Origin of the sequence: Paraburkholderia sp. Clong3 (assembly GCF_050436485.1) — a bacterium.
GTDB classification, from domain to species: domain Bacteria; phylum Pseudomonadota; class Gammaproteobacteria; order Burkholderiales; family Burkholderiaceae; genus Paraburkholderia; species Paraburkholderia tuberum.
Map to the genome: position 1 here is coordinate 987,981 of NZ_JBNDMH010000002.1, position 12,492 is coordinate 1,000,472.

The window sequence follows — 12,492 nt, forward strand, 5'->3', positions numbered from 1 at the left end:
CGGCGACGGGATCACGATCTGAAAGCCCATCCGCATTCGACCGTCGCCGAGGGGTGCTCCGTCCTGTACTAATCTAAACGCATCCGTGGTACCGCTGACATCCTCTTCCCAACGTTCGGTATAAACGTTGCGCACATCGAAATGGGTCTGGCCTATGCTCATGGGCCGGCGCCAGTACGGCAGTCTCGGCAGTCGTCGGCATCACCTGCTTTGGCGAATCGGCCTCGACGCTCAAGATTATCGGTCTCACCCTGGCTATCTGCAGCCTTGTCGCACGAACCTCAGTGCAAGCCCGCCGTAGCGGCGCCGCACGAAAAGGCAGCACGAGCTGTTGTCAATCTCCACCAGGCGATATCGAAGATCGTGGCCTCCATCAGTAACTGATGGCAGAGCAGTCATGCCTTTCGCGGAAAGGATGAATCAATGAAGACCAAAAACGTATGAGCCGCCGCAATGAAGAGCGCCCGGCTTCGTTTGCAGCATGACAGAGGTTTTTGACCGTTAATATTTCGTTAAACTGGAGAACAGGGTATGCGAGTTACAGCGCCACTATACGGCGCTGTCATGGTTTTTTCGGCACAACTATCCGTGAGGGATTCGCTTTCAGGACCTCGGCCAACAAAGACAGATCCTCATGGGTCAGCGAGGGACTGAGCTTGCGCCCGGCTGCGCTTAGTGAGCGCGAAAGAGCGCGCGCTGGCCTGCCGCAGCCTGCTGGCCGCCCGATTGAGACAATGCTGCATCCACGCCGCCATAGCCGCCAATGTTTGCCGTAGCAGCGTTGTTGCGCCTGGCTGCTACGGTCAGCGCGCTTTGTCCGCGCTGAGACGCGGGAGCTCCGACGCCAGGACGGTAGAACGGAGCCGGACCATAGCCGCTGGCAAAGGCCGGTGCAGCAATCGATGGGGAAAGTGCGAAGAGAACTGCGGCGATAAGCCTTGTTTTCATGATACGACTCCGATCGAAGTTGAATAAAGAGGGCGCTGCGACTGTTTGCCATTGATCGCATCACAGATTCTTTCTCAGTCAAGCGGATAGAAGGACCGTCAATTGACAAACGGCGTGCAGCAGCGCGGGAGAGGATAGTTCAATATTTTTGAGGGACGCCTCGCAGGCAGGCTGTGACTGTCTTGACGAGCACGGACCGCACACACGCACGTGCCGTCCGCCCCGGTCGTTTTCAGGAGCAGTGCACCCTCGGTGCGGTGGCCGGCGACGGATAATCGCTTTTGCTGTGTTGTGCGCTGCCCAGGCCCGCGGTCGCATCGATTTGAGCTTCGTTGCGCTCCCGCTGGGTCAGCGTCTGGCCGGTAGCTTGCTGCGCGAGGGCGGCCGGCTCGTTCACGGCACACACCACCTGCTTGCCGTCTCGCAAATGGACCGTCGTCGTATAGCTGGTTGAGGGAGTCGCGAATGCAGCGCCGGCGGTTGTTCCAAAGAGCACAATGGCGACTGCAAGATGAGAGATGTGACGCATGATGAATCCTCCGTACGGAGCGGCGATGTGCCGCGTCAAAATGAATTGTCGAGTGGCTACGTTCGCGGCACGTGGTACCGCTGACAGGTACCGGCAAGCCGGCCCAACAGAATTCATATTGGCCCCTGAACGTTGCCGGGATCTTTCCCGAACGTTACATCCAGGTAAGGATTGGCGAATTGGGTTTTGCCGCAATAAGGCAGTCCAGTATGCAAAATTCGCGCGTCTTCATCGGCCTCGTAACGCAATGGACCCGAAGCCAGCAGTCAAGCTATCTTGTTGGCCGGGAGCGGCGAGGCGATTTCTTTGCGCTGATCAGCGCGCGAACGTGACAACGCCCTCTCAAGCGTTCTCACAGGCACTCGCACGCCCGCGAGCATAAAAAAACCTTGAGCTTGCAACAAGAATCTTTGGCTTTGACGGGCGGCGCGCGCCCCTTAGACTGGCTTCGCAATCATTCGAACCTCAACGGTCACGATGCGAACCACTCCCCCGCAACTCAAGGTCGACGTCTGGCGCGGTAACGACGAAGGCAGCTTTCAGCGCTTCGACGTGCCGCGCATGGAAAGTCAGACCGTGCTCGACGTGGTGATCCACATCCAGCGCCATCTGGATGCGACGCTGTCCTATCGCTTTGCGTGCCGGGTCGGCATGTGCGGTTCATGCGCAATGACCGTCAACGGCCGCGCGCGATGGACCTGCCGCACGCACGTCACCAAAGTCATGAAGCACGCCGGTGACGTGCTCGAAATCGCGCCTCTCAATCACCTGCCCGTCATCAAGGATCTGGCGACGGATATGACCGCCTTCTTCGACAAATGGCGCGACGCGAAGGGCTATTTCAAGGGCGAGCACACGCGTAACGAACCTGCCACTTGCGTCGATCCCGCCTCCGCCGAACGCAAGGCGGCCGACGCGGGGATTGAATGCATTGGCTGCGGTGTCTGTTATGCGAGCTGCGACGTCGTCGCATGGAACCCCGACTATCTTGGACCCGCCGCGCTCAATCGTGCGTGGACGCTCGTCAACGACGTACGCGACATCCAGCAGCAAACCCGCGTCGCAGCCGTCTCCAACGACGCAGGCTGTCATTCGTGCCATACGCTCGGCTCGTGTACCGAACGGTGTCCCAAGTCGCTGCAGCCGACGGCCAGCATTGCTGGCCTGAAGCGGCTTCGCGGCCATGCGCCGACAGGAGATCCGCGATGATGAGCGGCTGGCGGTTGCAGCGCCTGTCGGCGATGGTGCTGACCTTATGCGTGGCCGTCCATCTTGTCACCATGATTATCGTCGTGCATGGCGGGCTGAGCGCGGCGAACGTGATCGCGCGTCTGCACGGCAATACGGCGTGGGCGGTGTTCTATTCAGTGTTCGTGCTTGCGTCGTCCGCGCATGTGCCTGTCGGGTTGAGAAGGATCGCCGAGGAGTGGCTCGGCTGGCGCGGGCGCAGCGTCGGGGTGGCGAGCGTGATCCTCGGCATTGCGTTGGCGATTGCCGGTCTGCGCGCGGTCTTCGCGCTGGTAGGAGGGCCGCAATGAGCGACATCGCACGCGCAGCGAAACCAGCCACAGACCCGAACCACGCCCGACACCGCACCCCTGGCCGGCGCGCCGACTCGCGCGCGCGCAACCATCCCGCGTGGTGGGCCTTTCTTGTGCACCGTCTGTCCGGGCTCGCGCTCGCCTTCTTTCTGCCGCTGCACTTCTGGGCGCTCGGCACCGCTTTGCACAGCGCAGCATCGTTCGAGTCGTTTCTAGTCGTGACGAGGCAACCCGCCTTCGTATTCGCCGAGTGGGGCCTCGTCACGTTGCTGGCCGCGCATCTGTTCGGCGGCGTGCGCATTCTGCTCATCGAATACCGGCCATGGAGCGGTTTGCGCAAGAACCTGATCGCGGCGACAGCGGGCGGCGCATTGGTCATCGGGCTGGCGTTTGCGCTGTCGCTCACGTCGTGAACGCACGGTCCCCCGACGGAGATTCATCAATGGACATGCAGCAGATCGAAGAGGTCGCGAAGCAGTTGTACATACGCGCGCTGAAGCATTTGCCGCCCGACATCAAGGACGGTATCGCGCGCCTCGAACGCGCTGAAACCGACGACACCGCGCGCCGCGTGCTGGGCACAATGCGCACCAATATCGCGATTGCCGAAGATCAGGACAACCTGCTGTGCCAGGACACCGGGCTGCCGATCTACAACGTGACGATCGGCACGGGCCTCGCGCTCGACGGCGTCGCGTTGAAAGCAGCGATCCGGCGCGGCTGCGAACGGGCCACGCGCGAGCATCCATTGCGCTCGTCGGTCGTGCATCCGTTGACGCGGAAAAACGAACATTCGTCTTGCGGCGTGCTGATGCCCGCGATCCATATCGACTTCGACTCGACAGCCGACACGCTCGTGATCGAAATGATTCCGAAGGGCAGCGGTTCGGAAAACAACTCGTTTCTGAAAATGGCGATTCCGGCGGAAGGTGTCGACGCGATCAAACGCTTCGTGATCGACTGCGTGGTCGATGCGGGCGGCAAGACGTGTCCGCCGACGATTGTAGGCGTGGGCATCGGCGGTACATCGGATCTGTGCGTGTGGCTCGCCAAGCGTGCCGCGACGCGCGCGCTCGGTACGCATTGCGACGATCCGGCGGCGGCCGCGCTGGAGGAGGAACTGTCGGCCGCGGTGAACCGCCTGGGCGTCGGCCCGCAGGGGCTCGGCGGCGACGCGACATCGTTCGCGGTCCACCTCGAACTGGCGGCGACGCATATCACGATGAATCCGGTTGCCGTGAACATGCAGTGTCATTCGGCCCGCCGCGCGCGCGCCACGCTGACGCCGGCGGGCGTCGAGTACGGCTACTGACACGCGGGCTGTCCGCATCGGCACGCACACCGTCAAGGAACGATCGATGACTCATCACACGCTGTCCATGCCCGCTAGCGAAGCGCAGATTCGCGCGTTGCGCACGGGCGATACCGTTACGTTGACAGGCACGCTGTTCGGCATCCGCGACGCCACGCAGATCCATATGTTCGACCGTGGTCGCACGACTCGCTTCGATCTGCGCGGCCATGCGGTGATTCACACCGCGCCGAACGTGCGCAAGGTGCCACGCTCGGACGCACATCCGGCGGGCTACGAGCCCGTCTGCGTCGGCACGACGACGTCCGCACGCATGGAGCGCTTCACCGCGGCGCTGATGGCGCAGTACGGCGTGCGCATCGTGATCGGCAAGGGCGGGCTCGGGCAGGCGTCGAGCGATGCGTTCGCAAAATACGGCGGCGTGTATCTCGCGATCGTCGGCGGCACGGCGGCGCTGGAGACGACATGGATCGAACAGATCGAAGACGTCGATCTCGACGACCTGAACCCCGAATCGCTATGGCGCTTCAGGATCGGCGAATTCGGCCCGCTGCTCGTCGCGATGGATAGTCACGGCGGCAGCGTCTACACGAAGGTCCAGCAGAGCACGCGTGAGCGGCGCGAAGCGGTGCTCGCGTCGCTGGGCATCAGAAGCTGAACGAACGCAGCGTCGTTCATCACGGGAACCGACCATGAAGCACGTGGATACCGACATCCTGATTCTCGGCAGCGGCGGCGCGGGCCTGTTTGCCGCGCTGCATGCGCAGGCCGACGCGCCGCAGTTGCGCATCACGATCGCCGTGAAAGGATTGCTCGGCAAATGCGGCTGTACGCGCATGGTGCAGGGCGGCTATAACGTCGCGCTAGCACAGGGCGATTCGATCGAACGTCACTTCATGGATACGATCGAAGGCGGCAAATGGCTGTCGAACCAGGAACTCGCGTGGACGCTGGTGACACGCGCGGTCGAGCGGATAAACGAACTCGAAAACGAACTGGGCTGCTTCTTCGACCGCAACCCGGACGGCACGCTGAAGCAGAAGGCATTCGCCGGGCAAACCTTCGACCGCACGGTGCACAAGGGCGATCAGACCGGCATCGAGATCATCAACCGGCTTGCCGAACAGGTGTGGGCGCGCGGGATCGAGCGGCTCGAAGAACATCGCGCGGTGGAATTCATCGAGTCCGAAGACGGCAGCGCACTGGCCGGCGTGCTGATGATCGACATTCGCAGCGGCGAATTCGTCTTCGTGCGCGCGAAGGCCGTGCTGCTCGCGACGGGCGGCGGCCCCACGATGTACAAGTACCACACGCCGAGCGGAGACAAGAGTTGCGACGGCATGGCGATGGCGCTGCGTGCCGGCCTCACGTTGCGCGACATGGAGATGGTGCAGTTCCACCCGACGGGTTTGCTGGCGGGCACTCATACGCGCATGACGGGCACCGTGCTCGAAGAAGGGCTGCGCGGCGCGGGCGGCTATCTGCTGACGGGCGACGGCGAGCGCTTTATGCACCGCTACGATCCGCGCGGCGAGCGCGCGACGCGCGACATCGTCTCGCGCAGCATTTTCCGTGAACTGCGCGCGGGCAACACGACGCCGAACGGCGGCGTCTATCTGCGCATGGATCATCTCGGGCCCGACAGCGTGCGCCAGCGTTTCAAGGGCATGGTCGAACGCTGCGCGGATTGCGGCTTCGATCTGGCGGGCGGCCAGGTCGAAGTGGTGCCGACCGCGCACTACATGATGGGCGGCGTGCTGTTCGAGACCGACTGTTCGACGACGCTGCCGGGCCTCTTCGTCGCGGGCGAGGATGCGGGCGGCGTGCACGGCGCGAACCGGCTGGGCGGCAACGGCGTCGCGAATTCGACGGTGTTCGGCGGCATTGCGGGTGAGACGCTCGCGCGCTGGGTGCCGCGCCATGGGCGCCTCGCCACCGCCGATGCCAGTCAGATCGAGCGCGCCATCGAACGTTGCACGCGGCCGCTCGGCCAGCCTGCGGGCGATCTCGAATCGATACGCGACGACCTGTACGAGTTGATGTGGCGCGACGTCGGCATCCTGCGCGACGAGCAGGGCTTGCTGCGCGCGAGAAGCGCGTTGATCGACATCGGCGAACGGCTGGACCGCACGGGTGTCGATGGACGCGATCTGCGCTTCAACCTGTCGTGGCACGACTGGATGAACCTGCACAACCTGACGCTCGTTAGCCGCGCGATCACCGAGTCGGCGTTGCTGCGCGAGAATTCGCGCGGCGCGCATTTCCGCGAAGACTTTCCCGACGCCGGAGATCTGGACACATCCGAGTATGTATGCCTGCGGCTTCAGCAGAACGCCTTCGAAACCAGCCGCCGGCGCGTGCAGTTCACGCGCGTGAAGCCTGGTCAGTCGCTGCTCGACGAATCATTGCCACTGGCGCAAACGTCGGCCGCCGTCGTGAAGTGACGCTTCACGGCGGCCGTGAACGCTTCGCGTCCGTGTTCGCGCCGTTCCAGCAGGCCGACGCGGCGCGGCGCGATCCGCTCGGGCAACTCGGTCACGCGCAGCCCTGATTCGTGATTCCAGTTCGCATTCGCGAGACGCGGCACTACCGAAACGCCGAAGCCGCGCTTCACCATTTCGCAGATCGATTCGAGCGAGTTCAGCTCCATGATGTCGTGCACGCAAGCGTCGAGGCCGCGCAGCGCGTCGTCGATCAGCATGCCTGTCCACGTCTGCCGGTCGAAACGGATGAACGGCTCACGCAGCAGCGTGTCGACGTGCGCGCGCGGATTGTCAGCCGACGAGATCAGCACCATCGGCTCGTGATACAGCACCGTCCACTTCAATGCGGCGGGAAAGCCGGTGGGCGACTGCGTGACGATGGCGGCGTCGAGTTCTCCGTTCTCCACGCGGAGCGTGAAGTCGCTCGACAGGCCCGTGAAAAGCTTCAGTTCGAGGCGCGGGTAGCGGCGTTTCAGATTCAGCATCGCATCGGCGAACGCGCCCATCAGCGACGACACCAGCGCGCCGACCCGCACGACGCCCGCCAGTTCGTCACGGCCTGCCGTGGCCAGAATCCGCCGATAGTTGGCGACCAGCGTTTCGGCGAGCGGCACGATCGTGCGTCCCTGTTCGCTCAATGCGACCGAGCGCGCGCTCCGTTCGAACAGCACCATGTCGAGATCGCGTTCCAGTGAACGCATCTGCAGGCTCACGGCGGCCTGCGTGAGACACACTTCGTCGGCGGCTGCGGCGAACGAGCCGTGGCGCGCGACGGACAGAAACGTGACGAAATAGCGAATCGCACTCATGACGCTCACTCCGCTTGACGTTGCCGCATCGGCCTTACTTTATCGCGTGAACAAGCGATGAGCCCAGCAGCGCCACGCCCGAAGCGAACAGCAGCGCAAGCAGCACCCGCCGAAACGCGGTGTCCGACAGACGCCGATAAAGCCGTGAGCCGAGCCACGCAAACAGCAGCGACGACGGCAGCATCCAGGCGAAGAGTACTAACGTCTGCTTGCCGATCAGGCCCGTCAGTGCATACGTGACGAGCGTCAGCGATTGCATCGCGATGAAAAAGCTTTGGCAGATCGCGCGCTGCGTATCTTTGTTGTGACCGCGCAGCATGCACCATATGGTCGGTGCCGGACCGACGAGCCCCGCAATGCCGCCCAGAATGCCGCCGACCACACCGACGCCGCCGTCCGCCCAGGCACCGCCTGCCGTCACCGTCGGCAGATCTTTCGCGGCGAGCATCACGCCGCAATAGACGATCATCAGCAGACCGGCGCCGATCCGAAAGCCGACGGGATCGATGAACGGCAGCAGCGTCGCGCCGATCGGCACGCCGAGAATGCCTCCTGCGATGAACGGACCGATGATCTTCGGCCTTATCTGCGAGCGCACCGTATGCACGGTTAGCATCTGTCCGACCAGCGAGCCGACCACGAGCATCGGCCCGATGGCTTGCGGCGGCAGCGCCCACGCCCAGAACACCATCGCGACGAGACCGAACGCAAATCCCGCCAGCCCCGACACGAAGCCGGCGACCGCGCTGCCTCCAATCACCAGCAGCGCGATGTCGGCGCTTAGCAACGAGCCTCCCGTGCGTGCACGCCATGCTTCACGACTGCATGCCCCAGCGTTGCACGGTATGGCGTTCGAGGACGCGGAAGATCAGGTTTTCGACGGCGAGGCCAATCAGAATCACCGTGAACAGACCCGCGAACACGTTCGCGATGTCGAGCAGGTTCTTGTTTTCGTAGATGAACCAGCCGAGGCCGCCGGAACCCGAACTCACGCCGAACACGAGTTCCGCCGCGATCAGCGTGCGCCACGCGAAGGCCCAGCCGATCTTCAGGCCGGTCAGAATGCTCGGGAACGCAGCGGGCACCAGAATCGCGGCGACGTAGCGCCCGCCGCGCAACCCATAGTTGCGCCCGACCATTTTCAGCGTGTTGCTCACCGACAGAAAGCCCGAGTGCGTATTCAACGCGACCGACCATGTCACCGAATGCACGAGCACGAAGATCAGGCTGCCGTTGCCGAGCCCGAACCAGATCAGCGCGAGCGGCAGCAGCGCGATGGCGGGCAGCGGGTTGAGCATCGACGTCATCGTTTCGAGAAAGTCCGTGCCGATGCGCGACGTGATCGCGGCGGCCGTCAGCAACGCGGCCAGCAGCAGACCGCAGCCGTAGCCGAGCAGCAATACGTGGATCGACGCCCATGCCTTGCCGGGCAGTTCGCCGTTTGCGATGCTCGTGAAGAACGCGTCGACGGTCGCGCTGAAAGTGGGAAACAGCAACGGATTGTTGAGCCAGCGTCCGTAGCCTTCCCAGACCAGCGCGAGCAGCGCGAGGATCAGAAATTTGCGCAGCCAGCTCTGGTTGTACAGGCGCTCGAACGGTGACAGCGGCTTTTCGACGACGCTGAAATGCTGTGCATCGCTGGGTTCGCGAATGATCTCGCCGCGCGGCGCGCGCGTGATCATGTCGTCGCGGGGCGGATGGACGGATGCGGAACCGTGTGCGGTAGCGTCAGACATTCTCTGCCTCGTGGATTTCGTCTTCGAACAGCATGTGCTGGATGCGTTTTTCGAGCGCGGCAGCGGATTCACCTGCCGCCGCCGTATCGAGTTCTGCCTTGACCTGCCCCGGATGCGGCGACAGCAACAGAATCCGGCTGCCGACCTTGATCGCTTCCGGAATCGAATGCGTGACGAATAGCACGGTGAAGCGCGTTTCCTGCCATAGCGTCAGCAGTTCGTCCTGCATCTTGCGGCGCGTGAGCGCATCGAGTGCGGCGAACGGCTCGTCCATCAGCAGGATGTCCGGTTCCATCGCCATGCCGCGCGCAATCGCCACGCGCTGCTTCATGCCGCCCGATAACGTATGCGGATGGCTGTCCGAGAATTTCGTGAGGTTGACCTTGTCGATGTAATGCATCGCGCGCTGTTCCGCTTCGCGCGCCGACAGCCGGTGCGAAGCGAGCAGCGGAAACATCACGTTCTGCTTGACCGTCTTCCACGGCAGCAACTGGTCGAATTCCTGAAAGACCATCATCCGGTCGGGGCCCGGCTTCGTCACCGTCTTGCCCTTCAGCGTGATCGAACCTTCCGTCGGCAGCAGATAGCCGCCGACGCTCTTGAGCAACGTCGACTTCCCGCAACCCGATGGCCCAAGCAAAACGAAACGGTCGCCTTCGAATACCTGAAAGTCGACCCGATACGTTGCCATCACGAGATGCCGCGGCGTCTTGTATTGCAGCGTTACGCCGGCGACATCCAGTAACGGCATGCCGCTCGGCGAGGATGTGGCGCGGGTGGCTCCAGCACGCGTGCGATGCATGATCAACTCCCTTGAAGCGATTGGGCGGTCGGAAAGAACATGTCCTTCCACGAGGCGGGCTTGGTCTTGATCAGGCCCGTGCGTGCCATGAAATCCGCGTATTTGACCGTGTTTTCGGGCGTGGTCGTGAAGGCGACATCGGGCGACGAAATCATCTTTTCGATGTCGGCGACATTGCTCTTGTCCTTGCTGATGCGCAGGTAGGCGAGTGCGGCCGCGTGCTTGTCCCTCGTGATCTGCGCTTCGGCATCGTCGAGCGCGGCCATGAAGGCTTGCACGAGTTTCGGATTCTGTTGATAGAACTTGGTCATGCACCAGACCAGATTGAAGGTCGACTTGCCGCCCAGAACGTCATACGAATTCACAACGGTGCGCACGCCAGGGTGGGCCAATTCCTGTTCCTGAAACGGCGGCGAGCCGAAATGCGCGGTCACTTCGCTATTGCCCGACAGCAGCGCCTGCTGCGCATCGGGATGAGCCAGCGAGACAGTGTATTTATCGAGCTGCCCCTGGTTGCCGGCGCCGAAGGCCTTTTCCGCGGCCATTTGCAACGTGATTGCCTGGATCGACACCTTCGCTGCGGGCAGCGCGATCTTGTCCTTGCCGGTGAAGTCTTTCAACGTTTTCACCGTCGGATTGTTGGTGTTCAACAGCAGCGGCATCGAATTGATCGCCGACAGCGCCTTGACCTCGACGGGCGTGCCGCGCGTACGCGCCCACAGCAGCACGAGCGGCGCGACGCCGCCTGACGCGATCTGCAACGAATCGGACAGCAGCGCGTCGTTCATCACGTTGCCGCCCGCGAATTCGACCCATGACACTTTCAGATTCGGCACGCCCAGTTGCGCGGCGTGCTTTTCGACCAGCTTCTGATCCTGCATCAGCATCAGCGGCAAATAGCTGACGCCGTATTGGCGCGCGATCCGGATCTCCGACAGTTCGGCGCGGGCGGGCGCACTGATGAGAGCTGCGCCGAGAGCGAGCAGCGTTGAGAGAAATACGGCAACTTTACGAAGGCTCATTGCTGGACACTCCTTGCGACAGGAACGGCACGGCCAATCTGTTGAAATGCGACACCGGATAAACCGGATGGGTGGGGGCTGCGTGTGCCTATTCGGTCTCGCGTGGCTGCGGCCGGCGCAACGCATGCGTCACGCGGCAAGGCGCGACATGAAGGACATGAGCGGGATGACGATGAGGCGGGGTACGCATCGTGAGTGTCTCCTTGTTGCCGGCCTGCTCGCGACAAAACGGTTTGCGCGGCGCGGCCGGAATCAGGTTCACAGAAGGTGTGTTGTGGGCAACCGGATTGCGCGTGAAATGCCTTGCTTCGGTGACTGTGGCATTCAGCGAATTCAGCGCCGTATGATTTAACTCATCTGTATGAGTAGCGAGTGTAGGTGATCGTGCTGTTGATTGCAAATGCGGGAAAACGTGACATGTGCGGCGCGCGGCCGGCGGCTTTTGGCGCTGCGCACCGCGCTTGGCTTCCGGCCTTGTCAGAGCGGCTCTTCGTGCGATGCCGAAGCACCGACGTATTCGTAGCGTGCGGTGTTCGCATGCGAGATCCGCACTTCGACGGGCGCCTGATGATACGAATACGCGACGCGCCGCACTTCAAGAAGCGGCGTGCCGTGCGGCACTTCCAGCAGTTTGCTTTCGAGTTCATTGGCTACCGCGACGCGCACGCGTTCCTCGGTGCCGAGCACGTTGATGTTGAACGCATCCTGATAGAAGTTGTACAGCGTGCTCGGCCGGCTGCGCAGCGCGGCTTCCGTCAGGCCCGGAAAACGCGCCTCGGGTACGGTGATGTTGTCGATCATCACCGTTTCGCCATGCAGCGCCAGACGGTTGATGAACGTGAACACGCGCGCGCCCGTTGCGACTTTCAGCAGCGTCGCGATATCGCGCGTAGCCTTGGCCTTCCTGAACTGCACGAGCGTTACGGTCGGGTAGGTCTTGTCGCCGTCCTGGCGCACGATGCGGAAGAAGCGGAAGAAATGACGATCACGCTGGTGTTGCGCGACGAAAGTACCGAGCCCCTGATGGCGCACCAGAATGTTGTCGGCCACCAGTTCGTCGATTGCCTTGCGCAGCGTGCCGATCGATACGCCGAAGCGTTCGGCCAGCCGCTTTTCCGAAGGAATCGTTTCGCCGCCCTTCCATTCGTGCGCGGCCAGCGCGGCCAGCATCGCATTCTTCACTTCCTTGTAGCGCGTGCCGCCGATTGCCGGCGTGGTGGCCGCACCGTTCGGTAGATTGATACCCGTGGTCAACGTATTCATCGATCTCATCCTGTCGTTGCATTTTCATTGCTGCTGTCTTTCAATTG

General features: G+C 62.6%; 14 protein-coding genes. 6 read left to right on the forward strand and 8 right to left on the reverse strand.

Features of this window, described 5'->3' with window-relative positions:
- Positions 1-672: 672 nt before the first annotated feature.
- Both OKW30_RS08815 and OKW30_RS08820 read right to left on the reverse strand, forming a co-directional pair.
- Complete coding sequence (locus OKW30_RS08815) at positions 673-948, reverse strand: hypothetical protein (protein WP_184073932.1); 276 nt, start codon at positions 946-948, stop codon at positions 673-675.
- A gap of 232 nt (positions 949-1,180) precedes the next feature.
- Positions 1,181-1,477, reverse strand: a complete 297-nt coding sequence (locus OKW30_RS08820; RefSeq protein ID WP_184073934.1) for a hypothetical protein — start codon at positions 1,475-1,477, stop codon at positions 1,181-1,183.
- 477 nt (positions 1,478-1,954) lie between these two features.
- Here OKW30_RS08820 and OKW30_RS08825 point away from each other — a divergent pair, with 477 nt between their 5' ends.
- The 6 genes from OKW30_RS08825 to OKW30_RS08850 are packed head-to-tail and all read left to right on the forward strand — an operon-like array spanning position 1,955 to position 6,774.
- Positions 1,955-2,686 carry a succinate dehydrogenase/fumarate reductase iron-sulfur subunit gene (locus tag OKW30_RS08825; protein ID WP_429346527.1) on the forward strand — a complete coding sequence of 244 codons (732 nt, stop codon included), beginning with the start codon at positions 1,955-1,957 and terminating at the stop codon, positions 2,684-2,686.
- Positions 2,683-3,015: a succinate dehydrogenase gene (locus tag OKW30_RS08830; protein WP_429346528.1), complete on the forward strand. Its 333-nt coding sequence runs from the start codon at positions 2,683-2,685 to the stop codon at positions 3,013-3,015. The genes OKW30_RS08825 and OKW30_RS08830 overlap by 4 nt, the downstream gene beginning before the upstream one ends.
- On the forward strand, positions 3,012-3,431 hold the full coding sequence (gene sdhC, locus OKW30_RS08835) for a succinate dehydrogenase, cytochrome b556 subunit (RefSeq protein WP_429346529.1): 420 nt from the start codon (positions 3,012-3,014) through the stop codon (positions 3,429-3,431). Before OKW30_RS08830 ends, sdhC begins: the two co-directional genes overlap by 4 nt.
- Before the next feature lie 29 nt (positions 3,432-3,460).
- Complete coding sequence (locus tag OKW30_RS08840; RefSeq protein ID WP_184073937.1) at positions 3,461-4,330, forward strand: fumarate hydratase; 870 nt, start codon at positions 3,461-3,463, stop codon at positions 4,328-4,330.
- Between the two features lie 46 nt (positions 4,331-4,376).
- On the forward strand, positions 4,377-4,988 hold the full coding sequence (locus OKW30_RS08845; protein WP_184043520.1) for a FumA C-terminus/TtdB family hydratase beta subunit: 612 nt from the start codon (positions 4,377-4,379) through the stop codon (positions 4,986-4,988).
- A 34-nt stretch (positions 4,989-5,022) separates the two neighbouring features.
- On the forward strand, positions 5,023-6,774 hold the full coding sequence (locus OKW30_RS08850) for an L-aspartate oxidase (protein ID WP_429346530.1): 1,752 nt from the start codon (positions 5,023-5,025) through the stop codon (positions 6,772-6,774).
- Here the strand turns inward: OKW30_RS08850 and OKW30_RS08855 are convergent.
- The 6 genes from OKW30_RS08855 to OKW30_RS08880 all read right to left on the reverse strand — a co-directional run bounded on the left by OKW30_RS08855 (position 6,714) and on the right by OKW30_RS08880 (position 12,445).
- Positions 6,714-7,622 carry a LysR substrate-binding domain-containing protein gene (locus OKW30_RS08855; protein WP_429346531.1) on the reverse strand — a complete coding sequence of 303 codons (909 nt, stop codon included), beginning with the start codon at positions 7,620-7,622 and terminating at the stop codon, positions 6,714-6,716. The two genes, OKW30_RS08850 and OKW30_RS08855, sit on opposite strands and share 61 nt — an antisense overlap.
- Positions 7,623-7,656: 34 nt before the next feature.
- Positions 7,657-8,409: a sulfite exporter TauE/SafE family protein gene (locus OKW30_RS08860; protein WP_184073943.1), complete on the reverse strand. Its 753-nt coding sequence runs from the start codon at positions 8,407-8,409 to the stop codon at positions 7,657-7,659.
- A 28-nt stretch (positions 8,410-8,437) separates the two neighbouring features.
- A complete protein-coding gene (locus OKW30_RS08865) occupies positions 8,438-9,358 on the reverse strand; it encodes an ABC transporter permease (protein WP_429346532.1) in 921 nt (306 codons plus the stop codon).
- Positions 9,351-10,160 carry an ABC transporter ATP-binding protein gene (locus OKW30_RS08870; RefSeq protein ID WP_260336690.1) on the reverse strand — a complete coding sequence of 270 codons (810 nt, stop codon included), beginning with the start codon at positions 10,158-10,160 and terminating at the stop codon, positions 9,351-9,353. The genes OKW30_RS08865 and OKW30_RS08870 overlap by 8 nt, the downstream gene beginning before the upstream one ends.
- A gap of 2 nt (positions 10,161-10,162) precedes the next feature.
- The gene (locus OKW30_RS08875) at positions 10,163-11,182 is read right to left on the reverse strand and encodes an ABC transporter substrate-binding protein (RefSeq protein WP_429346533.1); all 1,020 of its coding nucleotides are present in this window, start codon (positions 11,180-11,182) and stop codon (positions 10,163-10,165) included.
- Between the two features lie 477 nt (positions 11,183-11,659).
- The gene (locus tag OKW30_RS08880) at positions 11,660-12,445 is read right to left on the reverse strand and encodes a GntR family transcriptional regulator (protein WP_187629374.1); all 786 of its coding nucleotides are present in this window, start codon (positions 12,443-12,445) and stop codon (positions 11,660-11,662) included.
- Positions 12,446-12,492: the final 47 nt, after the last annotated feature.

Bases quoted from the DNA above. Each gene is read 5' to 3' on its own strand.
- OKW30_RS08815 (WP_184073932.1), bottom strand. From the start codon at position 948: ATGAAAACAAGGCTTATCGCCGCAGTTCTCTTCGCACTTTCCCCATCG.
- OKW30_RS08820 (WP_184073934.1), bottom strand. From the start codon at position 1,477: ATGCGTCACATCTCTCATCTTGCAGTCGCCATTGTGCTCTTTGGAACA.
- OKW30_RS08825 (WP_429346527.1), top strand. From the start codon at position 1,955: ATGCGAACCACTCCCCCGCAACTCAAGGTCGACGTCTGGCGCGGTAAC.
- OKW30_RS08830 (WP_429346528.1), top strand. From the start codon at position 2,683: ATGATGAGCGGCTGGCGGTTGCAGCGCCTGTCGGCGATGGTGCTGACC.
- sdhC (WP_429346529.1), top strand. From the start codon at position 3,012: ATGAGCGACATCGCACGCGCAGCGAAACCAGCCACAGACCCGAACCAC.
- OKW30_RS08840 (WP_184073937.1), top strand. From the start codon at position 3,461: ATGGACATGCAGCAGATCGAAGAGGTCGCGAAGCAGTTGTACATACGC.
- OKW30_RS08845 (WP_184043520.1), top strand. From the start codon at position 4,377: ATGACTCATCACACGCTGTCCATGCCCGCTAGCGAAGCGCAGATTCGC.
- OKW30_RS08850 (WP_429346530.1), top strand. From the start codon at position 5,023: ATGAAGCACGTGGATACCGACATCCTGATTCTCGGCAGCGGCGGCGCG.
- OKW30_RS08855 (WP_429346531.1), bottom strand. From the start codon at position 7,622: ATGAGTGCGATTCGCTATTTCGTCACGTTTCTGTCCGTCGCGCGCCAC.
- OKW30_RS08865 (WP_429346532.1), bottom strand. From the start codon at position 9,358: ATGTCTGACGCTACCGCACACGGTTCCGCATCCGTCCATCCGCCCCGC.
- OKW30_RS08870 (WP_260336690.1), bottom strand. From the start codon at position 10,160: ATGCATCGCACGCGTGCTGGAGCCACCCGCGCCACATCCTCGCCGAGC.
- OKW30_RS08875 (WP_429346533.1), bottom strand. From the start codon at position 11,182: ATGAGCCTTCGTAAAGTTGCCGTATTTCTCTCAACGCTGCTCGCTCTC.
- OKW30_RS08880 (WP_187629374.1), bottom strand. From the start codon at position 12,445: ATGAATACGTTGACCACGGGTATCAATCTACCGAACGGTGCGGCCACC.